The organism is Sphingobium sp. R-21, assembly GCF_049913335.1.
Lineage (GTDB): Bacteria > Pseudomonadota > Alphaproteobacteria > Sphingomonadales > Sphingomonadaceae > Sphingobium.
Genome location: NZ_CP184375.1, coordinates 806,339 through 830,272, shown reverse-complemented (window position 1 = coordinate 830,272; position 23,934 = coordinate 806,339). Strand labels below are relative to the sequence as shown.

General features: G+C 62.8%; 24 protein-coding genes and 1 pseudogene. 16 read left to right on the top strand and 9 right to left on the bottom strand.

Going from position 1 to position 23,934, the window contains the following annotated elements:
* Window positions 1–44: 44 nt before the first annotated feature.
* The 10 genes from ACN9MX_RS18325 (at window position 45) to ACN9MX_RS18280 (ending at window position 12,957) form a co-directional block, all read left to right on the top strand.
* Window positions 45–641 carry a conjugal transfer protein TraW gene (locus ACN9MX_RS18325; protein ID WP_426387735.1) on the top strand — a complete coding sequence of 199 codons (597 nt, stop codon included), beginning with the start codon at window positions 45–47 and terminating at the stop codon, window positions 639–641.
* Window positions 638–1,654, top strand: coding sequence for a TraU family protein (locus ACN9MX_RS18320; protein ID WP_426387553.1), 1,017 nt, complete (start codon window positions 638–640; stop codon window positions 1,652–1,654). The genes ACN9MX_RS18325 and ACN9MX_RS18320 overlap by 4 nt, the downstream gene beginning before the upstream one ends.
* 254 nt (window positions 1,655–1,908) lie before the next feature.
* Window positions 1,909–3,768: a hypothetical protein gene (locus ACN9MX_RS18315; RefSeq protein WP_426387734.1), complete on the top strand. Its 1,860-nt coding sequence runs from the start codon at window positions 1,909–1,911 to the stop codon at window positions 3,766–3,768.
* Window positions 3,765–4,880 (top strand): conjugal transfer protein TraN, encoded by a 1,116-nt coding sequence (gene traN, locus ACN9MX_RS18310; RefSeq protein ID WP_426387552.1) that lies wholly within the window; start codon window positions 3,765–3,767, stop codon window positions 4,878–4,880. The genes ACN9MX_RS18315 and traN overlap by 4 nt, the downstream gene beginning before the upstream one ends.
* Before the next feature lie 91 nt (window positions 4,881–4,971).
* A complete protein-coding gene (locus tag ACN9MX_RS18305) occupies window positions 4,972–5,715 on the top strand; it encodes a type-F conjugative transfer system pilin assembly protein TrbC (protein WP_426387551.1) in 744 nt (247 codons plus the stop codon).
* On the top strand, window positions 5,687–6,292 hold the full coding sequence (locus ACN9MX_RS18300; RefSeq protein WP_426387550.1) for a S26 family signal peptidase: 606 nt from the start codon (window positions 5,687–5,689) through the stop codon (window positions 6,290–6,292). Before ACN9MX_RS18305 ends, ACN9MX_RS18300 begins: the two co-directional genes overlap by 29 nt.
* Window positions 6,293–6,333: 41 nt before the next feature.
* Window positions 6,334–7,176 carry a conjugal transfer protein TraF gene (locus ACN9MX_RS18295; protein ID WP_426387733.1) on the top strand — a complete coding sequence of 281 codons (843 nt, stop codon included), beginning with the start codon at window positions 6,334–6,336 and terminating at the stop codon, window positions 7,174–7,176.
* Window positions 7,176–7,751, top strand: coding sequence for a hypothetical protein (locus tag ACN9MX_RS18290; protein ID WP_426387732.1), 576 nt, complete (start codon window positions 7,176–7,178; stop codon window positions 7,749–7,751). Before ACN9MX_RS18295 ends, ACN9MX_RS18290 begins: the two co-directional genes overlap by 1 nt.
* Before the next feature lie 47 nt (window positions 7,752–7,798).
* Complete coding sequence (locus ACN9MX_RS18285; protein ID WP_426387549.1) at window positions 7,799–9,223, top strand: conjugal transfer protein TraH; 1,425 nt, start codon at window positions 7,799–7,801, stop codon at window positions 9,221–9,223.
* An 11-nt stretch (window positions 9,224–9,234) separates the two neighbouring features.
* Entirely contained in the window at window positions 9,235–12,957 is a 3,723-nt protein-coding gene (locus ACN9MX_RS18280) for a conjugal transfer protein TraG N-terminal domain-containing protein (protein WP_426387548.1), read from the top strand.
* Here the strand turns inward: ACN9MX_RS18280 and ACN9MX_RS18275 are convergent.
* A complete protein-coding gene (locus tag ACN9MX_RS18275; protein ID WP_426387547.1) occupies window positions 12,954–13,394 on the bottom strand; it encodes a hypothetical protein in 441 nt (146 codons plus the stop codon). The genes ACN9MX_RS18280 and ACN9MX_RS18275 overlap by 4 nt on opposite strands.
* A gap of 115 nt (window positions 13,395–13,509) precedes the next feature.
* On the opposite strand from ACN9MX_RS18275, the gene ACN9MX_RS18270 reads away from it, so the two are divergent.
* From ACN9MX_RS18270 to ACN9MX_RS18260, 3 genes are read left to right on the top strand one after another with little or no spacing between them, the layout of a single operon-like run.
* Entirely contained in the window at window positions 13,510–14,139 is a 630-nt protein-coding gene (locus ACN9MX_RS18270; RefSeq protein ID WP_426387546.1) for a hypothetical protein, read from the top strand.
* A gap of 6 nt (window positions 14,140–14,145) precedes the next feature.
* A complete protein-coding gene (locus ACN9MX_RS18265) occupies window positions 14,146–14,706 on the top strand; it encodes an RES family NAD+ phosphorylase (protein WP_426387545.1) in 561 nt (186 codons plus the stop codon).
* 44 nt (window positions 14,707–14,750) lie between these two features.
* Window positions 14,751–15,674: a nucleotidyltransferase gene (locus ACN9MX_RS18260; RefSeq protein ID WP_426387544.1), complete on the top strand. Its 924-nt coding sequence runs from the start codon at window positions 14,751–14,753 to the stop codon at window positions 15,672–15,674.
* A 510-nt stretch (window positions 15,675–16,184) separates the two neighbouring features.
* Here the strand turns inward: ACN9MX_RS18260 and ACN9MX_RS18255 are convergent.
* Window positions 16,185–17,207 carry an IS110 family transposase gene (locus ACN9MX_RS18255; RefSeq protein ID WP_426387543.1) on the bottom strand — a complete coding sequence of 341 codons (1,023 nt, stop codon included), beginning with the start codon at window positions 17,205–17,207 and terminating at the stop codon, window positions 16,185–16,187.
* 349 nt (window positions 17,208–17,556) lie between these two features.
* On the opposite strand from ACN9MX_RS18255, the gene ACN9MX_RS18250 reads away from it, so the two are divergent.
* On the top strand, window positions 17,557–17,904 hold the full coding sequence (locus tag ACN9MX_RS18250; protein WP_426387542.1) for a transposase: 348 nt from the start codon (window positions 17,557–17,559) through the stop codon (window positions 17,902–17,904).
* Between the two features lie 58 nt (window positions 17,905–17,962).
* Window positions 17,963–18,112 (top strand): hypothetical protein, encoded by a 150-nt coding sequence (locus ACN9MX_RS18245; protein WP_426387541.1) that lies wholly within the window; start codon window positions 17,963–17,965, stop codon window positions 18,110–18,112.
* 10 nt (window positions 18,113–18,122) lie between these two features.
* On the opposite strand, the pseudogene tnpC (ACN9MX_RS18240) reads toward ACN9MX_RS18245, so the two are convergent.
* The 7 genes and pseudogenes from tnpC (ACN9MX_RS18240) to tnpA all read right to left on the bottom strand — a co-directional run bounded on the left by tnpC (ACN9MX_RS18240) (window position 18,123) and on the right by tnpA (window position 23,375).
* A pseudogene (gene tnpC, locus ACN9MX_RS18240) lies at window positions 18,123–19,783 on the bottom strand (IS66 family transposase).
* A 50-nt stretch (window positions 19,784–19,833) separates the two neighbouring features.
* Entirely contained in the window at window positions 19,834–20,181 is a 348-nt protein-coding gene (gene tnpB / locus ACN9MX_RS18235) for an IS66 family insertion sequence element accessory protein TnpB (RefSeq protein ID WP_426387540.1), read from the bottom strand.
* Complete coding sequence (locus ACN9MX_RS18230; RefSeq protein ID WP_426387539.1) at window positions 20,178–20,507, bottom strand: transposase; 330 nt, start codon at window positions 20,505–20,507, stop codon at window positions 20,178–20,180. The genes tnpB (ACN9MX_RS18235) and ACN9MX_RS18230 overlap by 4 nt, the downstream gene beginning before the upstream one ends.
* A gap of 145 nt (window positions 20,508–20,652) precedes the next feature.
* Complete coding sequence (locus ACN9MX_RS18225; RefSeq protein ID WP_426387538.1) at window positions 20,653–21,006, bottom strand: hypothetical protein; 354 nt, start codon at window positions 21,004–21,006, stop codon at window positions 20,653–20,655.
* Window positions 21,007–21,033: 27 nt separating this feature from the next.
* Window positions 21,034–22,599, bottom strand: a complete 1,566-nt coding sequence (tnpC, locus tag ACN9MX_RS18220) for an IS66 family transposase (protein WP_426387731.1) — start codon at window positions 22,597–22,599, stop codon at window positions 21,034–21,036.
* Between the two features lie 51 nt (window positions 22,600–22,650).
* On the bottom strand, window positions 22,651–22,998 hold the full coding sequence (tnpB, locus tag ACN9MX_RS18215) for an IS66 family insertion sequence element accessory protein TnpB (protein WP_426387537.1): 348 nt from the start codon (window positions 22,996–22,998) through the stop codon (window positions 22,651–22,653).
* The gene (gene tnpA, locus ACN9MX_RS18210; RefSeq protein WP_426387536.1) at window positions 22,995–23,375 is read right to left on the bottom strand and encodes an IS66-like element accessory protein TnpA; all 381 of its coding nucleotides are present in this window, start codon (window positions 23,373–23,375) and stop codon (window positions 22,995–22,997) included. Before tnpA ends, tnpB (ACN9MX_RS18215) begins: the two co-directional genes overlap by 4 nt.
* Here tnpA and ACN9MX_RS18205 point away from each other — a divergent pair.
* Window positions 23,288–23,842 (top strand): transposase, encoded by a 555-nt coding sequence (locus ACN9MX_RS18205; RefSeq protein WP_426387535.1) that lies wholly within the window; start codon window positions 23,288–23,290, stop codon window positions 23,840–23,842. The two genes, tnpA and ACN9MX_RS18205, sit on opposite strands and share 88 nt — an antisense overlap.
* Window positions 23,843–23,934 lie beyond the last annotated feature (92 nt).

Below are 23,934 nucleotides of genomic sequence, written 5' to 3'. Positions count from 1 at the left end.
TCCTTCGCGACGCCACCCGACCGGCGCTCATCGCGTGCGCGCTGATGATCGCCTGTTCCTGTTCGGAGACCGCGGTCGCATCGGTCAGCACCATCGGACGGACCTGGCCGATCGCCGAACTCGATGCGCTGGCCGAGATCGAGGCCAAGGCCGCGTCCCTCCCTAAAGACATGAGCAAGGCGTTCGGGCCGCGCGAGGCATGGAGCGCGCTCAAGGCCGCGTCGCTTGGGACAACCACCGCCGATCGCGTCCGCAGCATCGTCCCCTTCTATACGCTCGATTGCGACATCAAGCTGCCGGACGGGAAATTGCTTTACCCCAAAGGCTTCAGCTTCAATCCGCTCACCTATGTGAAAATGCCGCAGCGACTGGTGATCGTGCATCCCAGGGACATGAGCTTCGCGCTGCGGACGGCACGGCCCAGCGACTTCATCCTGCTCGCCTCGCTCGGCAAGGAGAATGGCGACCCGATCGCGCTCAGCGAAAAGACTGGGCGGGCCGTCTTCATTCTCGAGGAGCGGGTGAAGGAGAGGCTGGGCCTCACCGTCGCGCCGGTTGTCGTCGCCCAGGCGGGCACCAGGCTCATCCTCACCGAATATGGCCCGAAAAGCCGATCGGCGCCGGCGGGAACTGTCCGATGAGCCGGCGGACCGCGCCCTTGGCGGCCTCCATATTGCTCGGCCTTGCCGCACTGCTGCTCTGGCCGGCAGACGCCATGGCGTCCAAATGCGAAGCGGGCTCGGTCTTCAATCCGATCACAAAGGTTCGCTGGACCTGCATCTTCCCGATCACGATCGGCGGTGTGCGCGTCGGGAGCTTCGACAAGCTCGACAAGGCATTGGACGCGCAGTCCGCTTCCAAGCCGCTGTGCGCCTGTCGCAAGGGAGCGCAATTCTGGTTCGGCGTCAAGGTCTCCTACTGGTCCCCGAACCGCATGATCGACGTCGTGACCGAGCCGGGCTGCATGATGGCACTGGGCGCGGACCTGATGCCGACCGGCGGCAAGCTCCAGGGAAGCCAGTCCTCGATCGCAGACGGCACCAACACGCGCAAGATGTTCGCGCAGATGCATTATTATATCTCGCCGGTCTGGGCGATGCTCGACATGTTCACCGACCTCCCCTGCCTCGAAAATGACGGCTTCGATGTCGCCATGATCACCGAGGTTCTGCCGACCTGGCAATCGGGAACATTGGGCGCCATCATCCAGCCCGAGGGCATTCTCTTCGGCAATCCCGCCGCCGGCCTTGCCTGCATGGGCGACAGCGCGGCCGCTGCCGCCGGCAAGGTCATCGACCCGCTCTTCTGGTGCATGGGGAGCTGGGGGGCGACCTATCCGATCGCGGGCGACATTCATTTCGATGACAGCGCCGAGGCCTGGGCGGGCCTTGCCGCGCGCGGCACCTTCATGATGGGGCGGCTTGGCGCCTTGACGGTGAGCTCGTCCGACGGCTGCGCCTTCATCCCCCAGCCCATCTGGACCAAGTCCCGCTACAAGCTCCAGATCATGGAGCCGGTCAAGGGCGGCAAATGCGTCAATATCGGCCGCCCCGGCGCGCTCTGGTCGAGCGGCAAACATGCGCCCGGCAAGGACAATGCCCAGTTCATGCTCTTCGAAAAGGTGATCTGCTGCGCCGGGATCGCGGTGCCATGATGATCACTCTCCTTCCCCCTTATCCCGCACTGTCCGGTCCCCTTAGCCGGAAGGTCGCCCGCCAAGGCCCTTACGGACGGTGGCCGGCGTGCGGGACCGGAGCGGTATCGCCTTGCCTCCCCCGCGATACCGCTCCACCTATGGTCAGCGCGGCCGCGATAACCCCTGGATGGCACAGGCACCCCCTCTCAGCCTGCTGCCTCTTCACGACCGCGCTGGCCACCCTTCTGATCCCCACCGCTTCGGCCCAGACGATGGAGGACCGCGCGCGGGCGGCGGCACATGCGTCCCGCGCCAAGTCCAGCGACAGCGATGCGATCCAGCGCAATTATCTGACACCCGGCCTTGCCGGAGAGCCGATTGCCACCATCGACAACAGCCAGACCTTCAATCCCAATATCGCCTGCCAGAAGACCGCGACATTGCTGGAACTGCTGGCCCAGCCGTCCTCGGCGGGGGACATCGGCTCGCTCAGCATAGCGCGGGACAAGAATCTCGACGGGACATTCGACGAAAGCCTGACGGTTCCGGTCCCGGTGTCGGGGGTGTGCGTCAATGGCATCATCTCCTGCCAGCCTGGAAGCTGGAATCAGTGCCGCCCGTTTCAATGGGCGCTCACCGACAGCGGCAACCTCAAGCTCAGCGAGGTCGACCTGACGGCGCTTTCGGGCTGCTACTGCGTCAACAACAGCTGCGGCGCCAATCTTGTCTGGGGCAATATGAGCGCGATCCTCAAGGATCTGGGCGGTGGCGTCATCGGCGCGCTCACCACCGCCGATCCCAGGATCGGCGTCGCGCAGGCCATGATCGACGGGCCGGTCATCCACTATACCGGCGCGCAGACCACCGCCTGCACCGCGAACCCTTCGGTCACGGCCACCAGCTATCGCGCCAACCCGACCGCGATCACGGGCGACGCCGACGCAGCTGCCCAGGCGAGTAGCGTGTTCCAGGCGCTTGCGGGTTCGGCGGCCGGCAGCGGCAAGGCGGAGGAAAGCCGAAGCTGCACGATCACCCGGGAGATCATGGTCAAAAGCTGGGACTATGACGACATCATCGCCGTTCGCGGCTCGATCGCATCGATAACCAGTTGCGGGACGGGCTGCCGCCGCTACCAGATCCGGGGCGCGGGAAGCTGTAGCAGCAGCCCGCCCATCTACAGCGCGACCTTCGATCCGATCGCGCCTGCACGCATCGTCTCGTCCCGCATCGTCGAGATGGGCGCGGATGACTGGGTCCAGGCACGAGTGAACGGCCAGATCGTCGGCTATGCCGGAAAGCGGCCATGGCTCACAGAGGCGCTGCCATCGGGCGACTGCCGCATCAGCGATGATCCCTGGTACAACCGGAGCGCCATCGACATCCTGCCGCAATTGAAAGCCGGCACGACGATCGTGGGTGCGCGCGTGCGGGGCGGTGGCGGCGGCAATTGGGGCTATGTCACGGTCGAGATCCAGGTCGATACCGCCTGCGAGGTCAGCGAACAGCTGATGGACCTGTGCGCGGGCTATGCCGCCGATCCCGCCTGTCGGCTCGACAGCGAAAGTGTCGATAGCGTCGTCACCTTCAGGAACGGCGTCAACACCGGCCTCAAGCCCCTCCCCCAAACCCGGCTGTTCGGCAGCGGCAATTGCACCGTCCAATATAGCCGCGACTTCTTCGAGCGTGATCGCCGCTACAAATGCGCGGTCGATCTTGGCGGCGCGACCGAGCCGGATTTGAGCCGCGGCGCCTATATCATCGACCATTCGACAGAAACGATGCTCGCCGATCGCACGCTCGCGTCCGACGGCACCGTTACGACCACCACGCGGCCCTTCGCTTTGCCCGATCGCGGTTCGGTGCCCGCCTGCGAGCCGATCTGCAAGACCCGCGCGCCCAAGGCCAACAGCGAGGTCGCGATCGATGGCGTGGTCGGCGCCAAGCAGAATGATCCGGCCGGATGGGACATTTTCTACCACGCCTGCACAGGGGACAAACAGTGCCCGACGGGGCCCAGTGAAGAGATCGTTTCGGCCTGCGGCTGCCTCGACGATTTCCCCGAAGCCGTGGCGATGATGCAGACGGTCCGCCTCGCCGGCGCCGACCTTGTTTGCACGAGCGCTGCGCAATGAACCGGCGCGCATCCCGGAGACGCTGGTCGTCCCCCACGCTGTCTATTGCCGCAGCCGTCCTTCTGTCCGCGCTGCTGGTTCCCGCAGAGGCCCAAGCCCAGCAATTTTGCGCGGCCGACCTCAATGGCAATGGCGATGCGGCAGATGCGGGCGAGCAGGCAAGCTGCCTCGCCACCACCTCTGGTGCCTGGCTTTGCCCGATCCAGGCGGTGGACTGCGTCGCCGAGGCAACCGGCGCCTATAGCTGCCCCGCCGGCCCGCAATTTGCCTGCGTCACCCGCACGGTCGGCGGGGTGCCTGCCTGCTCACCCAACGCATGCGCTGATCTTGCTGCCAATCCGATCGTAGAAGAGCCGCCGATCGACGATCCGGGCGCAGGGCCTGATGGCGTGGTCGATGCCGGCGGCAATTGCCTCGGCACGATCGCGATCTTCTCCGGGCGAGGGATGCGCTGTCGACCGGCGGGACTTTCGACGACCTTTGCCGATTGCTGCAAGGACAAGGGCAAGATCGTGAAGGATGGGATGGGATCGTCCATCTCCTCCATCGGCACCAAGATCGCGGTGGCGAAGGGCGTGTTCACCGGCATGAAGGCCGCCTATATCGCGTTCAAGGCCGGTGCGACCGCCAGCCAGGCCGCGAGCGCGGGCGCCAATGCGCTGATCGTCGGCCTTGATCCCACCTCGATCGCGATCAGCCTCGCCATCAATTTCATGATGGAATTCCTCTTCTCTGGCTGTGACCAGCAGGACATGGAGACGGCAATGCTGCGCTCATCGGGCATGTGCCATGAGGTCGGCAGCTACTGCACATCGAGCTTCCTCGGGATCTGCCTGCAAAAGGCCCGTGGCCAATGCTGCTTCAACACCAAGCTCGGGCGGATCATCCAGGAACAGGGGCGGCCGCAGCTTAAAAGCTTCAACGGCGATCTTTGGGGAACGGCCAAAAAGCCCATGTGCCGCGGCTTTACGCCCGAGGAATTCCAGGCTCTCGATTTCAGCAAGATGGACCTCTCCGAATATTATGCGGACATCGAGGCCCGCGCCCAATCGGACATTCAGATCGACATGGAGGATCGCGTCGATGCGTATCTCAAAGCGGTCAAGCCGTAGCGCTTGTCTTCTTCTGTTGCTGGCTCACCCCGGCGCCGCATCCGCGCAGAAGGGTGGAGGCCAGGCCATCAAGGAGCAGGGATCGGCGTCCATGGATCGTCTGGCCGACGCCATCGCGCGGAGCCGAACGAAGCCGGACGGCGGCCTCGGGCCGATCCTCCCCGATGTGAAGGCGGCACCCGAAGGGCGCCGCGCTTTCGAAGGGCTGCGCAGGCGGCGCCCGGATGCCAAGATGGAGGCGCGCGCCCGCACGGCCCATGACGGGGCCGAGAAGGAGCTTGCCGCCCAGCGGGAAGAACAGGCCAAGGCTCTACGGCAGGCCTTGGGCCTCGAAGCCCCGGACGCTGAGGCCCTGGCCGGGACCATGACCAAGGCCGGAGCGGCGACACAGGCCTGGGTGCCGGTCCTCTTCGCCTCTTCCTCGATGCCGATCGGCACGCTCCGCTCCTATGCCGCGCAGCTCGAGCGCGTACAGGGCGTCATGGCGTTCCGCGGGATGCCCGGCGGCCTGCACAAGGTTGGCCCCATGGCGAAGCTCAGCGCGGAGATATTGCGGCTCGATCCGGGCTGCGAGGGCCCCGCCTGCGCCATGCGGAACGTTCAGCTGATCGTCGATCCGATCGTCTTCCGCCAACATGGCGTCGACCATGTGCCCGCGCTCGCGATGGTGCCGGGCGACCCGGTGCAAGCCTATTGCGAACGCGACGACGACAGTCTGCGGGCAAGCCATATCGTCTATGGCGACAGCGCGCTCCCCGGTTTGCTCGAAGAAATTGCCCGTCTGGGTGGAAAAGAGGAGGTGCGACATGCTCAGGCTCTTCTTGGCTCTCGTTGAACTCCTTCGCCAAGTCTGGCGATCGCTAAAAAAGGTCCCGCGTGAAGCCGCCATTGCACTCGGCGCGCCCGAGCCATTAGGTACGCCCCGCCCGGAACGGCTTTGGCGATGCTTCGCACTTGCCCTTCCCATCGCCCTGTTCGCGGCAGTCCTCGTCCCGCAACTGACACTGGTCATGTCGCCGTCGATCGAGGCCTGGATCGTCCGAAAGGCCCCCGGCCCGATCGAACGCGGCGACTATGTGATGTTCACGCTGCGGCATCCGATCGCCGGTCCCACGCCCATCCTTGTGACGAAACATGCGCTCTGCATGCCGGGCGATCGGCTGACCATGGTCGAAACGCCCTCGCTTCAGGCCGTCCGCACCCTTGATGGCCGCTATTTTTGCAACGGGACGCTGCTCGGAGTCAGCCTGCCATCCGCGCACAACGGCATGACGCTTGAGCATATGCATTGGAGCGGCATCATCCCCAAGGGCATGATCTATGTCGGCTCGCCGCATCCGCGCGGCTTTGACAGTCGCTATTTTGGATTACTGCCGACCAGCCGCCTCACCCGTATGGAGCGCGTCCTGTGAGCGCGCGGCTGGTCCTGGCCGCCGTCGCTGCCGCGCTCGCCATGCCGAACCTCGCGATGGCGGAGGCAAACCCGTCCGCCGCGCAACCACGGCAAGGATATTGGTGGTATGAAGCGCCTTCCCCGAAGGAGGACAGCGAGGCCGAGGAGGCGGTCCGGAAGCCCGTCATTCCGCCCATGGCTGAACTCGCACGCTGGACACCGCCGCGCATCCGCAAGCTCATCGAGGAGCAGCGCGATTATGCGGCGACGGTTCTGACAGTCGATGCCGTCGCAGACTTCTGGCGGCTCCAGGACTTTGCCCGGCGCAAGGCCCGCGCCTTTGCCGGCGTGACGCAGATCGCGATGCTCCAGCATCCTGAACTCAACTCAAAATCCGCCAACCCCATGGTCGGCGACGCCCGGTCGGAGATGACCGCCGAGAAGGATCTGATCCGCCGATCCTATCTTCGCGCGCAGGCGCGGGATTTCGCGCTGGTCATGTTCTCGCGCTCGAGCTGCGGCTATTGCCGGGTGCAGTGGCCGATCATCCAGCGCTTCCAGGAAGAGATGGGCTGGCAGGTGACGTTGCTCGATCTCGATCGCCGGCCTGATGTGAAGGAACGCTTCGGCGTCGAGGTCACGCCGACCACGATGGTGATCCGCCGGGGCAGCGCGCAGCGCATGACGATCGCCACCGGCGTTGAGGCTTATCCGAGCCTCGCGCAAATGGCCTATCAGGCGGTTCGCCTGCTGCGCGGCGACATCAGGCCCGAACAGTTCATGACCGGCGCGGGTGAGGAAGCCGGTTTCTTCGATGCCCTCGCCAATGGTCCTGTGTCGGCCACGGACCCGCGCGCGCTTGGCGGCGATCTCCTGGACAACGGCATTGGGGAGCAACCATGATGCGCGCGCTGTTCCTGCTCGGCATTCCCGGCCTCGTCGTTGGAACAGGATCAGCCGCCGCGCAGCCTGTGACCCGAGAGCAAGCGATGCGCGCAGCCATCCATCCGGTCGGTGACGCAAGGACCATGCAGGCCTGGCTGTCACGGGTGCCGGTCACGCGCAGTTTCCCCGATGATTTTGCCGCGACGCTCAAGGGCCATGGCCCGGCCTTCGTCGTTGAGATGAGTACGACAGAAGGCTGCGTCGCGTGCGGCGATCTCTGGACCAAGCTCTCAGCGCTCGGGCGCCAATATGGCTGGCGTGTGCGGGTGATCAGCGGCCAGGAGGCGATGATCCGGTCCGGCCGGCTTGGGCTTCCCTGGGTCGGACATCCGGTCGCCTGGGCGCGCCCGCTGGCCGATGACCAGCGCATCGTGCCGATCGCGATCGGCACGGATCATGCCCCCAATCTCACGCGCAACATCTATCTCGCCGCCAAGATGCTGACCGGGGTGCGACCGGATGTCGGCGTGCGCGCCATGGCGAAATTCACCGGCATTGTGGGGCAGCCGGTGGTCCGAGTGGGCAGGCGCTGACGATGCCGTGCCCAGCCTCCCCTTCCCCATATCCTGTGGAGCCTCCTATGTTTGGCCCTCTTCGCCGCGCCCTTCGCTCGCTGATCGTCCTGCCAGCGATGGCCCTGCTGCCGTCGGCGCCGGCCCGTGCGCAAAGCTGGGCCGAGAGCTGGTTTGACAATGTCACCTACACCTCGCCCGGCAGCTTCGAGGATCAGACGCGCGGCTATATTACCGCCGGCGGCATGTCCGGCCGGGTCGATGTGCATAATGACTATCTAATGTCGGTCAGCCTGCCCAAGGTGAGAGCCGGTTGCGGCGGCATCGACATGTTTTTAGGCGGCATGTCATTCCTCGACCCCGACTATCTCGTCCAGAAGCTGGAGAGCATTCTCCAGGCGGCGCCGGCGGTCGCTTTTCAATATCTGCTCGAAACGCTCGATGAAAAAATGGGAAATATCATCAGCAAGATGGAAGCCGCGACCAATTTCCTGAATTCCATCCAGGTCAATGACTGCCGCCTCGCCAACCGGATGGTCCAGATCGCCAAGGGCGACGACAATATGTCCGGCATCATCGAGGAGATGACGGGGTATCGCTCGGTGAAGCAGGGCTTCGCCAAAAGCTACCAGCAGAGCCGGGAGAAGATCGAGGCCAACAGCAACAACCCGACCGAGGATCTGAAGGACGCGCTGGCAAACTGCCCCGCCGAGGTGACGGATATCTTCAGGACCGGCTCGCTGCTGTCGCATGCCGCCGCCCGCGTCGGTGCCGGCGACTGGGCGAGCGTCATGCGCGCCCGGGTTGGCGACGTCTATATGCGCTGGGATGCGAACGACAAGGTGCCGCTGTTCACCGCCATCCCGCAATGCCCCGCGCAGGATACCGAAAGCGCGCAGGATTTCCTGACCGGCCGCGTCCAGCGGCGATCACTCAACATTCCTCCGAGCAGCGCGGACTGCGGGCAGGATGGCGCCGGTCGGGGCGCGCTGGTTCTGGCGCGCGAGCGGATGCAGTCCATTGCAACCAAGATCCGCACCCGCTCGGCCCTGTCGGCGGAAGAACGGCAATTTGTCGCCAATGTGCGGACGTTGCCAATCTACCGGATGCTCGAATGGGGTGTCCGGCAGGGTGTCGTGGACTCCGTCATCGGCGATACCGATGAGCTGGTTGCCCTGACGCTCGCCTATCAGATGCTGAACGATCTCACCCGCACGATCGATTTCACGGTCAGCAATGCCGAGCGCGGAACGACGGCGGCGGGTGCCGCCGACGGGGCATCCGCCAACATCTGCCAGACCCGCATCCTCACCAAAGGCATCGAGCAGCTGCGCGACCTGCGTGACGAAGTGCTGCGCCAGCGGGCGCAGATGCGCCAGAGCTATATGGCCGCCCTGTCCGCGGCGAACCTCTCCGCCAACTATGCCGGCTTGCTGCGGGTCCGCGACCGCGACGCGCGCGACGCCGCCGGCACCGCCGCGCGCAATCAATAGGAGCATTTTCAATGCGCCGCCCTTTTCGGCTAATCCCCGCCCTGCCCGCTTTGGCGTTCGCCCCGCCCGCTTTGGCCATCGATGCGAGCTTCCACACCTATGACGGCTTCGCCGAGACGGTCGATGCCTTCAGGCAGGTATCGATGATCTTCGGCGATCCGCGCTATGAGACGCTGGTGCTGATCATCGCGACCGCCGGGATCGCGCTCGGCGCGGTCGTCGCCAGCATCCGCGGCTCGGGCATGGGGATAGTCGGGTTCGGTTTCCAGATCCTGTTAGGGATCGGCCTCTTCACTGGCCTCATCGCGACGACGGGAACGGTCCATGTCTATGATCGCGTCCGCAACGCCTATCAGCCGGTGGGCGATGTCCCGAACCTCCTTGTCCTCGTGGCGGGCGCGACCAACATGATGGAGCGCGCGCTGGTCGAGACGATCGACGACAACACCATCGATCCCGACGCCAAGATCGAGTTTGGCGCGGGCGGGCACAGCTTCGACCTGTTCCTCAATGCCGTGAGCCCGCGTGGCCCGATGACCGACACCTTCCTTGATGCGACGATCAAGGATTATGTTCGCCAATGCTATCCGGTCGCGCGGGTCTCGTCGGCCTATGGCGTGGATGATGATCAGCTCTTCCGCACCTCGACCGACCTGCCGGGCGCCTTTGCCGCCATGGCGGGACCGGCGACCTTCTCGACCGTCTATACCGAGACTGACAAGGGTGGCACCACCGTCAGCTGCACTGACGCCTGGACGCATATCTCGGACCGCCTCTCCGATCCCAACCTCTTCGAAGGCTATACGCGCCAGGTTTGCGCGCGGACCGGCTTCGACGTCACGAACGCCGCGCAACTGGCGCGCTGCCGCGAGCAGCTTGGCGAAATGGGGCAGATGATGCTTGGCCACCCGCTGAGCGCCCAGGCATTCATGACCCATATTCTGCTGGGCAACAGCGTGGGCGATGTCCTGTTCGAGGACTCCCCCGCCACGGCGGCGCGGGTGATGGCCAACCGGGCGGTCGTGTCGAACGGACTTGCCGCCATGTCTGTCGCGAATGAATGGATGCCGACGATGAGGGCCACCGTGTTCGGTATCATGCTGTTCATGGTGCCGATCGCCCTCCTCTTCATCCTGACGCCCATCAATCTGCGCGTCGCGAGCTTCGCGCTCGGAATGTTCGTGTTCGTCGCCCTGTGGGGCGTGATCGATGCAGGGATTTACCAGCTGACGCTCGGACGGGCGATGGCGACGCTGGAGGAACTGCGGTCCAATGCCGTTGCGGCCAATGCCTGGCTGCTGGCGCCTTCCGCGTCGATGAAGGCGCTCGCGATTTTCGGCAGCTATCGAACGGCTGCTGCTGGCCTAGCGGGGGCATTCGTGTTCACGGTGTTCCGGTTCAGCGGCAATGTCTTTACCTCGTTCACCTCCGGATCGCTCGGGATCGCCAGTCAGGCGACCTCGGCGGCAGCACCCATGGCGACGAGCGAGGGGCAGGCCTCGGCCCTTGAAGCGCAGGCGTCCGCCATGGGCACCCGATCGCGCGCGGCGGCGGCATCGAGCTTCGGCGATTTCGGGGAGAGGACAACATTTGGATCGAACCGGACCTACGGCGAGGCGGGCCATATCCTTAGCGAGCGGCCCGGCACTGCCGGCGGTACGGCATTCGCGCTGGGTGGCATTGAAGGCGCCCGTCAGCTCGGCGCTCTCTCCCCTGCCCTGGGCGGCCGTGATCTCTCTGACCCGCAGGTCGCGCGCGCCGTGCAGGCGAACGTGGCGACGACTGCCATCCACCAGTTTGCCGAAAAGGACGCTCTGCGTGATCTCGGCACGACCTATTTCGGACAGGGCGAAGCCGGCGAGAAATCCTTCGCGACCTTCTCCCAGAATCTCGTCCAGTGGCGCGCCTTCGGAGATAGCCGTGCCTATGGCACGTTGATGGACGGCACCACGCGGCATTTCGAGCGCGCGGGCTATTCGGCGCAGGATGCGCGTCTCAAGGCGTCCGGCGTCATCGGCGAAGCGCAGGCCGATCCGACATTCGGGAAGCTCATCGCCAATGCGTTCGACCAGCAGCAAATGCTCGTCAATGACCTGACCGCCGCGCAGGTTCAGGTCGGCGCGATGCAAGGCCGCCGCGATTATGCGGGCTACAATGTCACGGGCGTCGAGCGCGCCAATGTCGCGACCGAGCAGGCTTGGCGGACTGGCGGCAATCAAGGCCACCGGGAAGCCGCGAATATGCTCGGCCTCCCCCTCGACACGACGTCGAAGCGTGTCGGCTTTATCAACGCGCTCACCGGCGAGGCGCGAAGCTCCGCTATTTCCCAACTCTCCCGCGCAACCGGCCGCAATGAGGCCCAGGTGATGGCCGCGCTGGAACGCTACAATGCCTCTGTCCAGGTCGGGACGGCCGATGGCGCGACAGCGGAGGCGGCGCGTGAGGGCACGAGCGTCTACGGACGGACAAAGGAGGCCGCAGGTTATGACTTTGCGGAGCGTTCCGGCAAGCTCGACACGCAGCGGGAGGTCGGTACCAGCGGCACGCGTGCTGCCGCCCACATTGGCGAGCAGCGGCGCCAGTCGGAGAATTTCGGATTCGCCGAAGGTGCGGCGTCCGCAGGCGTGTCAACACGCGAAGCAGCGCGTCTGGACAGCTTCATCCAGGCGCTGAGCCGAACCGCGGGCAATCAGGTCGATATGGCGGAGGGCGGAGCAGCGGGCATTGCCGATCGAGCACGGAACGAACGAATGACCGCCATTGTCGACCGGGAGCGTTTGACCCGCATGCAAGGGTTGCTCGCCGAGAATGGCATCCGCTTGAGCAAACGCCAGATCGCCATGGATCAGAATGGCGACCTCAATCTCAATCTGACGCCAGATACGGCAGCGGCCATGTGGAAGGCCGGGCTCATCAACGAAAGCCAGCTCGGTGCTGTCGTCAATGGCGGCCGTGCCCGGTTCAACTTCGCCCATAATGATCTCCTCGTCTCCAGCGGCACGGCATTCAGCCGCTCTGCGCGCAGCGATACCAGCACCCGGTTCGAGGCCGGTAAGCAGGCTGGCCCTGACACCATCGAACATTTCATGGGCGGCGGTGCCGAAGGACAGGCGATGATGGCCAATTGGCTGCGCGGCGGGTTCGAGATGGACCGAAAGGGCGAGTGGCGGCTGAAACCGCAGGTTGCCGACACGCTCCAGCGGGACGTGCAGGCGGTGATGACACAAACTGGCTGGACACGGTCAATCTCCCGCAGCGCCACGCATCAAGTGTCCCAAGGCACAGAGGTCGGCGGTCAAATTGGAGGAAGCGCCTCACGTACCGAAGTATCTGACAGATCCAACCATGGACGGTCGAACGCCTCCCATAGTGGAAGAACATCTGTCCAGCTCAGTGCATCCAGCCGTGATTTCGGTTCGGCGACCAGCGAGGCGAGTGCGCGCATTGACATTGTGAATTATGATGTCCGTGAGGCGATTTCGCATGCCGAACGAGCCGCTTCGCGTGCCGCCGATCCTGCCCGCGCGTTCTCCGTCGAACTTGGGCAACAAATCCTCGGCGGTGACGGACTGCGCAATCGATATCTAGAACAGGCAGATTCGGGCCGGGGAATGCGCGACTGGTCTGCTCCTTTAACGAGCGCAGAGCAGCGCCAGATTCTCGATACTGGCAGGTTCAGCGGCGATCTCGATCACGGCCGAAGCGATGGAGACTCCGAATTCAAGAAACGCTAATGATTTTCGAGCCTTCCGATGTACGCAGGGTTAGCCGGGTTCATTGGTGACCTAAAATCGGTCGGATCCGCCAGATACGACATGGGAACGCGGTCATCGAAGCCGAAAACTTCTTCAGCTTCTAATGCAGCCAAATCACTATCAGACGCCTTGTTGCTGTCCCTGTTTGGCTTCGATGGAAAAGCCAGTTTCTGCCGCCTCACCCAAAAGTAACGGCCTGCTAGATACCACATCGGAGCGAAGGGGTGGAGAAAGAGCGAAAGGGCAAAGACAGAGCCGCCGTCGATTGCCCTTGCTGCCCCAGGTACAAATACCATCGCACTCCAGAAGACCGCCGCGCTCGCCCACCAAGCTTTCGCATACCACGGCTGCCACAGCATCGACAGTTTCAAAGCCGAAAAAGGCGCCTCACCATCATCGTAAGTTGCCGTATCCATGGCATATTCCTTTCTCCGCGAGAGTATATTGAAAAGCCAGCCAAGTCACGCGCATTTGAGCCCCATGGTTGTCCATTCCGTCAAATTGATGTATATTGAGACAGAAAGGACGAATATGGCAAGCTCTGTTCCCATCACCGGATCCGGCTCAGGTCGCGGAAAGGCAATTTCCCCCAGCGACACACTGCGCCGCAAAGCCCTCGAAAAGCTCACGCTTGCGATCGCCAAGGCGGTTGAATCGGCAAGTGACGACACGCTGGCCGATATCGTCGGTTCAAACGACTTGCGCCATGCGCTGACCGTAGCGCCTCGCGACATCGCCCCTGAATCTCCAGCCGATATTGCAGCCATCAAGGCGGCGCGCGAAAAAACCACGCAATTCCGCGAAGAAATGGCCAACCGATCAGGGGGCATGTATGATCGCGCCCAGGTCGCAGCGATGCTCGGCGTTTCCACGGCTGCAATAGAGAAGCAACGCCAGCGGCGGCAAATTCTGGGTGTGCCTTATGGTTCGGAGCTCCGGTATCCGGCGGCCCAGTTCGTGAATGGCGAGACCTTGGGGCATCTCAAGCGCGTTCTTGAAGCATTCGATGATACCAATCCATGGCAGCAGCTGATGCTCCTCACTACCCCATTGGAGGGATTTGGCGCTGAGCCAATGACGCTTTTCGAATTGCTGGCGCGCAGACCCAATAACGAAACCCTCCGCCAGCTCACGGCTCTCGTCTCAGGCTGGGCAAACTGAGCGACCATGGCCGAAGCTGCATTGCGCCGTATTGCCGCCGGAACCTCATTGCACCGTATTCATCGCGCCCATCATCCGGCCATATTTTTCGGCCCGAATGGGCCAGAACCGCAAGGCCGCTTCGATGCGCCGGATGGCAGCTTCAAGATCCTCTATGCGGCGCGATCTTTGGAGACCGCCTTTGGCGAAACGCTCGTGCGGTTTCCGCAAAATCCGTTCGTACTGTCATCAGCGGTCGCGGCTCGGGTTCGCAGCGAATTGCTCGTGACCAACAGCCTGCGCCTCTATCCCCTTGTCGATGGCGGCGTGTCCAAGCTCGGGCTTTCGTTCACCGAACTTCACGGCGATGCCTATGCAAAGACCTGGGCCGTGAGCGCGCATATCCATGGCGCCACGAACGCGGATGGCATCCTTTATACGTCTCGCTTCGACAATCAGCGCTGCGTCGCCATTTTCGATCGCGCTGCCCCATCGATCACCGAAAGCTCAAAAATCAACCTCCCCTTCTCACCCTCGGAAGCCGCCAAATTGTCTGAAAAATTTGGCAAAATCTACGTTGAGCCATAGTTGACAATAGGCCATGGTTGCCCCCACTGAATCGATGAAGACTTATGAAAACGGATCTCGATCATCTTCCCGCAAATAAGCGCCGCGAACTTGATCGCGTTGTTCAGATTCTTTTCGAGGAATTCGAGGACGCTCACGGAGAACCAACGGGACCGCGCAAGCTTGGTCGTATCCTCAAGATTATTCTCTATGGTTCATATGCGACGGGCCGTTGGGTGCATGAGCCTCACACGAAGAGAGGTTATCGTTCCGATTTTGACCTCCTCATCATTGTCAACCAGAAGGAATTGACGGACTGGATCGACTATTGGGAGAAGGCTTCCGAGCGCATAGATCGCGAAACAATGATCCTGAATCGCCTACGCACACCAGTCAATTTCATCGTCCACACTCTACAAGAGGTCAACGACGGGCTAGCGCACGGCCGCTACTTCTTCATGGATATCGCGCGCGACGGCATCGCGCTTTACCAGTCTGACAACAGCGAGCTTCATAAACCCAAGCCGAAAACGCCGCAGCAAGCCTATGACATGGCTCAGGCGTATTTCGACCAATGGTTTAACCTTGCCGTGGCTTCGCGCATGGGCTATCATTTCTTCCACGATAGCGGGCAGTTTCCAGATGCAGCCTACAATCTCCAACAGGCGTGCGAACGACTTTATTACTGTATTCTTCTCGTTTTCACTTTCTACACGCCATATAGCCACAATCTAAAATATTTGCGTTCCTTGGCAGAACGACTTTCACCACGCCTAATTGATGTTTGGCCACGAGAAACTCGAAGGGTCGAAGCGCGCTTTCTGAAGCTCAAGAATGCCTATGTGAAGGCCCGGCACTCGGATCAGTTTACGATGACGGAAGAGGAGTTCACCTATCTTTCTGAACGTGTCGAGCTTCTCGGTACAATCGTAAATCAACTCTGCCGGGAAAAGCTGGCTGAACTGCACGCACAGCTGCAATTCAAATAAACCCGGTAGATATCTTTGAGACGGCGATCTCAAGATTCTTTGTAAGCGGCGACGGAAGCTTGTAATTACCCACAATAGACTGACTTGACATAGAAAAGGCTTGCACGGAGGGAATCGGCCACGATTCATTTCCAGGCACTGAATCGCATGAGCGAGGTGCGTCTTGGAGAATTCGACGTCGGACCCAGTTTCGCGTGCCGATCAGTAGTTGGAAACCTCGAAAAACCGTTGGCGTCTGACGGCTTGAGGTGATTCATGTGTGGACGACCCCCGGTGGGCAAGAGCGATTTTCGGCAGATGAAGCTTTTCCTGGTCAGGTTCATTCATGTGTCCGGCCTATTCGCGCGGCGCGAGAGGCCGCTGGCCATGATGGTGTCAGTGGATCGGATCCTCATCACTGTGTCGCGCTCGCGGCGCGGTGAATCACGCAGGTTGTTCCGATCCCCGGCTTGACCGAGTTGGCATCATTCGTTTCGTTCTCTCCTGCCCAGACTTTGTTCCGTGCGTGCTTCAGGTGATGGCCGGAGCCGCGCGGTAATCCTCCTCTCGCGTCATGACCGCCCAGGCGATCCTCGCCGTCTTGTTAGCGACAGCGACGCTCACCAGTCTCGCCGGCTTGCGCTCCAGCAGCCGGTCCGCCCAGATGCTGACGGCCGTCGTCTTGCGGCGGGTGTAGCGTAGGACAGCAGTGGCGCCGACAACGAGGAGATGGCGCAGATAGCGATCGCCCATCTTCGATATCCCACCCATGCGCTCCTTGCCGCCCGAGGAGTGTTGTTTGGGTACGAGCCCGAGCCATGCGGCGAACTGGCGACCCGAGCGGAAGACGCGGGCGTCGCCGACGGTTGCCGCGAGCGCGGTGGCGGTGATGAACCCGATCCCGGGGATCGTCTCCAGCCTACGGGAAGCAATGGTGGCGCGATGCCATCTCATCAACTCGATCTCAATCGCGCGGATCTGCCCGCTCAGCCCCTCGATCATGTCAGCGATCAGCAGCAGGGTCTGGCGTGCGAGCTCCGGTACCAGCGCCGTGCCACTGGCAAGCGCTTCGACCAGCTCGCGAACATGCGCGCGACCCTTGGGCGCGATGACCCCATACTCCGCCAGGTGCGCCCGCATCGCGCTGACTTGTGCGGTCCGCTGCCGGACCAGCAGATGGCGGGCACGATGCAACATCAACACGCTCTGAGCGTCGGCGGATTTGATCGGTACGAACCGCATCGTCGGCCGCCGCACCGCCTCGCAGATCGCCTCGGCGTCGGCTGCGTCATTCTTGTTCCGCTTCACATACGCCTTCACATAGGCTGGCGGCATCAGCCTTACCTCGTGACCAAGTGCCTGGAGCTGACGCGCCCAATGATGCGCCGTCGCGCACGCCTCGATGCCGATCAGGCATGGCTGCAGCTCGCCGAGCAGCGTGAGCAGCTGGTCCCGCTTGACCTTGCGCCGTAGCACCACCTTACCTTCGCAATCTACGCCATGGACCTGGAAAACGTTTTTCGCGATATCCAGTCCGATCGTGGTAATCTCCATGTGGGCGGCTCCTTCCTACTGATGGTCGATGACAGCACCATCATGGCACGACTCGATGCCGTTTGGGTGGGGGCCGTCCACCTCATCACTGCCCGTATGCGAGAGCGGGTAACTGCTCACGGGGTTCGCCTTCCGGGGTAAGCTCAGGGAACGGAGAATTTGCCGTCGACCAGTTCGCGCACGGCGGCCAGAGCTGATTTCCCGCTGAGGCGGGCGGTGCCGGTGATGGATGGATATCCGGCATGGATTTGTATCGCTCCGGTGAGGGCCGCCTTGCGGTGACCGGCTGATATTTCGAGATGGCACCGGTGCAAGCACTGATGTTTGCACCGGTACTAGGAACGGTGCGATGAGTCAGATCACGGTAATTTCAGGTCCGGAGCGGCGGCGAGTATGGACCGACCAGCAGAAGCGCGAGTTGGTTACGGCAGTCTCGGCGCCGGGCGCTAACGTGGCGGAGATTGCCCGCCGTACCGATCTTCGGCCGAACCAGATCTACAGGTGGCGGCAACAGATGGAGCAGGCAGCGCAGGGCTTTGCAGAGGTGAAGGTGCACCCTGATCCGGCGCCGGCCATCGGAACAGCGATCATCGTGGAGTTCGAGCGGGCGATCGTGCGTATTCCTGCAGGCGCCTCGCCGGGGCTGGTGTCGGCAGTGCTGCGGTTGGTCAAGCCGTGTGCGCGAAGATCTCGATGATGCGGAACTCCTCGGGATGACCGAGCCTTTGCTCAGGGCATATGAGCAGGGGCTGGTCATGATGGCCGATCTCGACGCACAGTTGCTCTCCGCCGCACGCGCAGATGGTATCTGCCGCCTCCTGATGAGCGTGCCGGGCGTCGGCGCCATGACGGCGCTCGCATTCCGGACCGGTGTCGACATTGTCTCAAGGGTAAGCATTCGGTGAAGGCCGCAGATCAGGCGGCTTTGCGCTGATCTTCTGCGGCGCGCCAATTCCATGGCAGTAGTTCGTGAAGACGGTTCTGGGGGATGTCAGCGATGCGGCTGAGCACATCGGCAAGCCAGGCTTGCGGGTCGATGTCGTTGAGCTTTGCCGTGCCAATGAGGCTCAGCATGAAGGCGGTGCGCTGGCCGCCGCGATCTGAACCAGCGAAGAGCCATGATTTTCTGCCCAGGGCTATGCCCCTTAGCGCCCGCTCCGCCGCGTTGTTCGAGAGGCAGATGCGGCCGTCATCGAGGAACGCGGCGAAGGCCGACCATGCCTTGAGCATGTAATCCATGGCCTCGGCCACATCGCTGTTCTTCGATAGCTTGGACCGGTTGTCGCGCAGCCATTCTTCCAGATCGGCTACCAGCGGTGCGCTGAGTTCCCGACGGAAGGCAAGACGCTCCTGGGCCGGTCTGCCGTTGATGGCGCGCTCGATGTCGAAGATCGCGTCGATGCGGCGGACCGCTTCTACGGCCAGCGGCGAGATGACGGCCTTTTTGCGGCGCTTCTTGAGCTGCGCGGCGACATCGGCCAGCTCGAAGAAGTAACGGCGCGCATGGCTCCAGCACAGGGCGCGGGTCAGCGGCGCCGGGAGTCTGTCGGCGTGGAACAACGCATTATATCCGGCATAGGCATCGGCCTGAAGAACGCCTCTCCAACCGCGCAGATGGCCGACGGGATGCTCGCCCCGCCGGTCGCGGGAATAATGGAAGATCACCGCGGGCGGCGCCGGCCCGCCAAAAGGTCGGTCGTCCCGGACATAGGTCCAGATCCGGCCGGTATCGGTCTTGGTCTTGGCCAGCACCGGCACCGTCGTATCGTCGCCATGCAGCCGCTCGGCGGCCAGGACGTGGGCTTCGATCAGCAGGTAGAGCGGCATCAGCGCGGCGGTGCAGGTGCCCACCTGATCGGCCAGTGTGGAAAGGCTCAGGTCCACGCCCTCGCGGGCATAGCGATCCCGCTGGCGGTTGAGCGGCTGATGCGCGCCGAACTTCTCGAACAGCAGCATGGCCAGGAAGCTGGGACCGAAGAGCCCACGAGGCGTCACATGGAAAGGCGCCAGCGGTTGGGTGATCTTCTCGCAATCGCGGCAGGAGAACTTCTCCCGCAGCGTAGGTGAGGAGACTGCCGGGGGCAGTCTGCGAGCCAAGCCTGGACCACCTTCCACTGGCGCGGCACGACCTCGAGCGTCTCGGTGATATCCTCGCCCAGCTTGCACAGCCGTTCCGAGCCGCAGCAGGGACAGGCATCAGGTGCAGCGATGACGACGCGTTCGCGCGGCAGATGCTCGGGCAAGGGCTTGCGGGCAGGCCGCTTGCGCTCAAACGGCGCGACGTTGGTCTTCGCCGCCGCCAGGGCAGCCAGAAGCTCATCTTCGCTAGCAGCGGTCTCGTACTCCTCGAAGGTCAGTTCCATCTGGTCGAGCAGATGGCGCGTGCGTTCGGATCGCTGGCCAAAAAGGGTACGACGCATCTTCTCGTTCTGCAGTTCGAGAAGGGCGTTGCGGGCTTCCAGGTCAGCGTTGATGGCCTTGATGCGAGCGACTTCAGCGGCAACAGCCTCGGCAGCGGCAAGCCGCTCGCGAAGGCTGTCGATCTCTGCTTGTGCCTCGCCCCCATGCCCGGACATATAGCAGAAAAGCGCCGGAATCCCTAGCTTCTTAGGTCATGCCGGGGCTTTTATCCGGCCAATGTTGGACGCCAGGTGGCCTGCGGATTACGCCAGTCTATCGCCTCCAGCATGCAAGCCATCTGCGAGGGGGAAATGGCAATCACGCCGTCCTCTGCGGAGGGCCAGATATACTTCCCGCGCTCGAGGCGCTTGGCATAAAGCGACATGCCCACGCCGTCGTGCCAGATGATCTTGCAGAGGTCGCCGCGGCGCCCTCTGAAAATGTAGAGATCGCCCACGAAGGGATCACGCCCGAAACTCTGCTGCACCTGCAGGGCCAGGCTGCGCATGCCGCGCCGCATGTCCGTGTGCCCCGTTGCGATCCATATCCGAACGCCGGAGGGGACTGGGATCACGGCTTGACCGACCGTAGCACCGCCGACACCAGTCCGGGCGAGGCGCCAGCAGTTATGCGCACGATCGCCCGCTCGAACTCCACGGTGATCGCCGTCCCAATGGCCGGTGCCGGGTCAGGGTGGACCTGCACCTCGGCAAAGCCCTGCGCTGCCTGCTCCATCTGCCGCCGCCATCTGTAAATCTGGTTCGGCCGCAGATCAGCACGGCGGGCAATCTCCGCCACGTTCGCGCCGGGCGCCGAAACCGCCGCGACCAACTCGCGCTTCTGCTGGTCGGTCCATACCCGCCGCCGCTCCGGCCCCGAAATTACAGTGATCTGGCTCATCGCACCGTCCTTAGAACCAGTGCAAACACCGGCGCTTGCACCGGTGCCATCTCAAAACATCAGCCGATCACCGCAAGGCGGCCCTCACCGGAGGTAAGCGTGTTGTGTAGGCCGCGCAGGCCGCGCCCGTTCGGTTGAGCATGCCTCAATGTTGGCCGTATTTGCGCTCCAAGTCCCGCAGCTTGGGTTCGAAATCCTTGAATGCCTGCCGTTGGCTGTAGTTGGGGCCTGGCCGGTTGCATGAAGTGGTGTAGATAAAATCGGGATCTGGGCCATATAGGGCTTCATGGGTTTCTCTGAGTGCGCGTATGCGATCGCCGAAGCGCTGATCGAACTTCTTGCCCAACCGCGCTGCTCGCTTTCTGTCACATAGTCTGCTCCCGCTAGCCGCTGCGCTGGCATAATAGAGCTCCTCTCCAAGATTGCCGGGAGACAGTTTTGCTGTTGGAGATCCAACCCCGGGCGAGGTCAACAGTGCGGCAAGAATGAGAGACAGCATGAAATGCGTTCCTATTTTGGTAAGTGCTTAAGCGGCCTGAGAAATTTGCGGCTCTGGGCCTGATCGCCAGTTCCACGGCATGAGTTCATCCCACTTGGCAGCGGGCCAGTTGCCAGCGATCCTGGCCATGACATCAGCGATATAGGCCTGTGGTTCGAGGCCATTGAGCTTGGCGGTCTCGATGACGGAGTAGATGGTAGCGGCCCGGTCGCCTCCAGCCTTGGATCCGGCAAATAACCAATTTTTGCGGCCCAGGGCCACACATCGCATGGCACGCTCGGCGATATTGTTATCGATCTCCAGGCGGCCATCGTCGAGAAAGCGTGTCAGCGCGACCCATCGCTTGCGACCATAGGCGATGGCCTTGGCCATCTCGGACTTGGGCGAGAGACGGCGCGTTGCATCGTCGAGCGATTGGCACAACTCGTCAATCAATGGCTGAGTTCGGCCCTGTCGGCTTTGTCGTCGGATATCAGCTGGCTGCCCTTGAACCTCCGCCTCGATCTCGTAGAGCTGTCCGATGCGCTCCAGCAGGTCGGTGGTGAGCGGCGTCGGCTTGGTGGCGTGGATATCGAATATCTTGCGCCGGAAATGCGCCCAGCAGGCGACCTCGGTGACGCGGTTGGTATCGTAGAGCTTGTCATAGCCAGCATATCCATCCGCCTGTAGGTAGCCGGTGAAGCCGGCCAGCTGCCGTTGAGGATGTGCTCCGGTCCGGTCGGTGGTGAACTCATACCAGACCAGTGGCGGCGTCGTGGCCCCAGAACCCCGATCATCGACCGCATAGGCCCAGAGCCTGCCAGTCGCCGTCTTGCCCCGTCCCGGATCAAGCATGGGCACCGGCGTATCGTCGGTGTGGATCTTCGCGGCGGTCAGGCCAACCTCCCGGATACGACTGATGATCGGGTCAAGGAGCACAGATGCCTGGCCGTCCCAGCCTGCCAGCGTCGATCGGTCGATCTCAATGCCCTGGGCAGCCATGATCTCAGCCTGGCGGTAAAGTGGCAGATGATGGTCGAACTTGGAGACGACGACATGGGCTAGGGTGCCGAAGGTCGCCTTGCCTCGCGCTATCGCCTTTGCCGGCGCAGGCGCCTGCACGATCTTCTCACAGGCCCGGCAGCTATACTTGGGGCGGACGGTCCGAACGACGCGCCACTGCACCGGCACGGCATCGAGCATCTCGTCGCTGTCCTGCCCCAGCGACCGCAGCGCGCCGCCGCAGTTGGGACAGGTGCAGTTACCCTGCTCAGGCTCGATCCACTGTTCCTCGCGCGGCAGATGGGCGGGCAGCGCCCGAACCGACGACGGCCGATCGACGGTTGCCGGATCGCCTCGACGCACGGCGGCGACAATGGCCTCACCCTCCAGTTCTTCAAGCGCCAGCTCAAGCTGGGCGATCTGGGTGTCGAGCTTCTCGGACGACTTGCCGAACTGCATCCGCTTGAGGCGCGCAATCTGCACGCGCAGCGTATCGATCAGGATATCGCGGGCGGATATATCGGCGTGGGCAACCGCCAATGCGGCTTCAAGCTCGGCGATGCGAGCGTCTTTATCGGGTGTGGAAAGGCCTGCGTCCGACACCGCGATTATATAACAGATCGATGGCTGAAACGCCAATGAAAGCGCCAGAAACCGGGTGTTTTATCCCGCCAGTGTAGGGGCGAAAGTGCGTTCCGGTCGCCGCCAGTCAATGCCTTCCAATAGCATCGAAAGCTGGGCCGCAGTCATCACCACCGATCCCGTCTTGGTCGACGGCCACACGAAGCGGCCACGGTCCATCCGCTTCGAAAACAGGCACATGCCTTGACCGTCATACCAAAGCAGCTTCACCAGATCGCCGCGCTTGCCACGGAAAGCGAACAGCGCACCGGAATGCGGGCTTTGCTCCAGGACCTGCTGCGTCATCACCGCCAGCCCGTCGAACCCCTTGCGCATGTCCGTCGAACCGCAAGCCAGGAATATCCGCGTCGATGGCGGCAGCGGGATCATCGTGTCAGCGCGCCGATCACCCGCGACAAGGCATCGGCATCAACTGCGGCATCCACAGTCACCCTAATGCCTGACGGCAGCTCGATCCCGATCAAGCCGGGGACGAGCGGTGCAATGGGAGCAGGCAACGCGGACGGCTCGCTAATCTGGACCTCGGCGAACGCTGGCTCGGCCAGCTTGCGAACGCCGGCAAGCTCACCGGACATCGCTTGCCGCCGCCAGGTGTAGATCGAGCCGCTGCCGACATCGTGGCGCTCACAGGCCGTCCGCACGCAACCGTCGGGACCGAATGCATCGCGCAGCACCACCAGCTTCTGCTCCACTGTCCAGCGCCGCCGACCCGATACCCGGGCGACAACCTCCATCCGACTACTCATACGATTACTTGTATGAGTGCTCGATGCGCTGCTCGTTGAATCCTCGATCTTGCTCGACACCGGCCACTCCGTTCAGAGAGCGGCAATCATCCCGGCGATCAGCCGGCGTGCAAGGCGGCCGTCAGACCTCGCTTACCACCGGAGCGATACCCTCAAGGTTCGAAAAATCCCAGACCGTCGGCGCCATCTTCGGCCTCACGCCACGAATATATGCGTCCGGTGAGGTCGAACAGAGAGGACGGATTACCAAATGCGGCGACGGCAGCGTCCGCTGGCTGCTCTATGAAGCCGCCAACTCGGTTCTTACCCGCTGCAAAAGCCAGAATTGGCTCAGAGACTGGGCCCTCAATGTCGCGCGACGGCGCGGGATGCGCAAGGCACGCATCGCTCTTGCTCGCAGGCTCGCCGTCGTCATGCATCGCATGTGGGTCAATCACGCGCCGTTCTCAGCCCTGAGGCCAGCATGACCTGATCGGATACGACCTGCCGTGGAATACGGGATCGTGTGGAGGTGGATGACCGCGTTGGACGACTTGTGATCATCGATCACGGCTTCGAG

Coding starts and splice junctions, on each gene's coding strand:
- ACN9MX_RS18250 (WP_426387542.1), top strand. CDS start 17,557: ATGAGTCAGATCACGGTAATTTCAGGTCCGGAGCGGCGGCGAGTATGG.
- ACN9MX_RS18255 (WP_426387543.1), bottom strand. CDS start 17,207: ATGGAGATTACCACGATCGGACTGGATATCGCGAAAAACGTTTTCCAG.
- ACN9MX_RS18285 (WP_426387549.1), top strand. CDS start 7,799: ATGTTTGGCCCTCTTCGCCGCGCCCTTCGCTCGCTGATCGTCCTGCCA.
- ACN9MX_RS18290 (WP_426387732.1), top strand. CDS start 7,176: ATGCGCGCGCTGTTCCTGCTCGGCATTCCCGGCCTCGTCGTTGGAACA.
- ACN9MX_RS18260 (WP_426387544.1), top strand. CDS start 14,751: ATGAAAACGGATCTCGATCATCTTCCCGCAAATAAGCGCCGCGAACTT.
- ACN9MX_RS18245 (WP_426387541.1), top strand. CDS start 17,963: ATGATGGCCGATCTCGACGCACAGTTGCTCTCCGCCGCACGCGCAGAT.
- ACN9MX_RS18300 (WP_426387550.1), top strand. CDS start 5,687: ATGCTCAGGCTCTTCTTGGCTCTCGTTGAACTCCTTCGCCAAGTCTGG.
- traN (WP_426387552.1), top strand. CDS start 3,765: ATGAACCGGCGCGCATCCCGGAGACGCTGGTCGTCCCCCACGCTGTCT.
- ACN9MX_RS18225 (WP_426387538.1), bottom strand. CDS start 21,006: ATGCTGTCTCTCATTCTTGCCGCACTGTTGACCTCGCCCGGGGTTGGA.
- ACN9MX_RS18320 (WP_426387553.1), top strand. CDS start 638: ATGAGCCGGCGGACCGCGCCCTTGGCGGCCTCCATATTGCTCGGCCTT.
- tnpB (WP_426387537.1), bottom strand. CDS start 22,998: ATGATCCCGCTGCCGCCATCGACGCGGATATTCCTGGCTTGCGGTTCG.
- tnpA (WP_426387536.1), bottom strand. CDS start 23,375: ATGAGTAGTCGGATGGAGGTTGTCGCCCGGGTATCGGGTCGGCGGCGC.
- ACN9MX_RS18270 (WP_426387546.1), top strand. CDS start 13,510: ATGGCAAGCTCTGTTCCCATCACCGGATCCGGCTCAGGTCGCGGAAAG.
- ACN9MX_RS18265 (WP_426387545.1), top strand. CDS start 14,146: ATGGCCGAAGCTGCATTGCGCCGTATTGCCGCCGGAACCTCATTGCAC.
- ACN9MX_RS18295 (WP_426387733.1), top strand. CDS start 6,334: ATGCCGAACCTCGCGATGGCGGAGGCAAACCCGTCCGCCGCGCAACCA.
- ACN9MX_RS18275 (WP_426387547.1), bottom strand. CDS start 13,394: ATGGATACGGCAACTTACGATGATGGTGAGGCGCCTTTTTCGGCTTTG.
- ACN9MX_RS18315 (WP_426387734.1), top strand. CDS start 1,909: ATGGAGGACCGCGCGCGGGCGGCGGCACATGCGTCCCGCGCCAAGTCC.
- ACN9MX_RS18305 (WP_426387551.1), top strand. CDS start 4,972: ATGGATCGTCTGGCCGACGCCATCGCGCGGAGCCGAACGAAGCCGGAC.
- ACN9MX_RS18280 (WP_426387548.1), top strand. CDS start 9,235: ATGCGCCGCCCTTTTCGGCTAATCCCCGCCCTGCCCGCTTTGGCGTTC.
- ACN9MX_RS18205 (WP_426387535.1), top strand. CDS start 23,288: ATGCATCGCGCAGCACCACCAGCTTCTGCTCCACTGTCCAGCGCCGCC.
- ACN9MX_RS18230 (WP_426387539.1), bottom strand. CDS start 20,507: ATGAGCCAGATCACTGTAATTTCGGGGCCGGAGCGGCGGCGGGTATGG.
- ACN9MX_RS18325 (WP_426387735.1), top strand. CDS start 45: ATGATCGCCTGTTCCTGTTCGGAGACCGCGGTCGCATCGGTCAGCACC.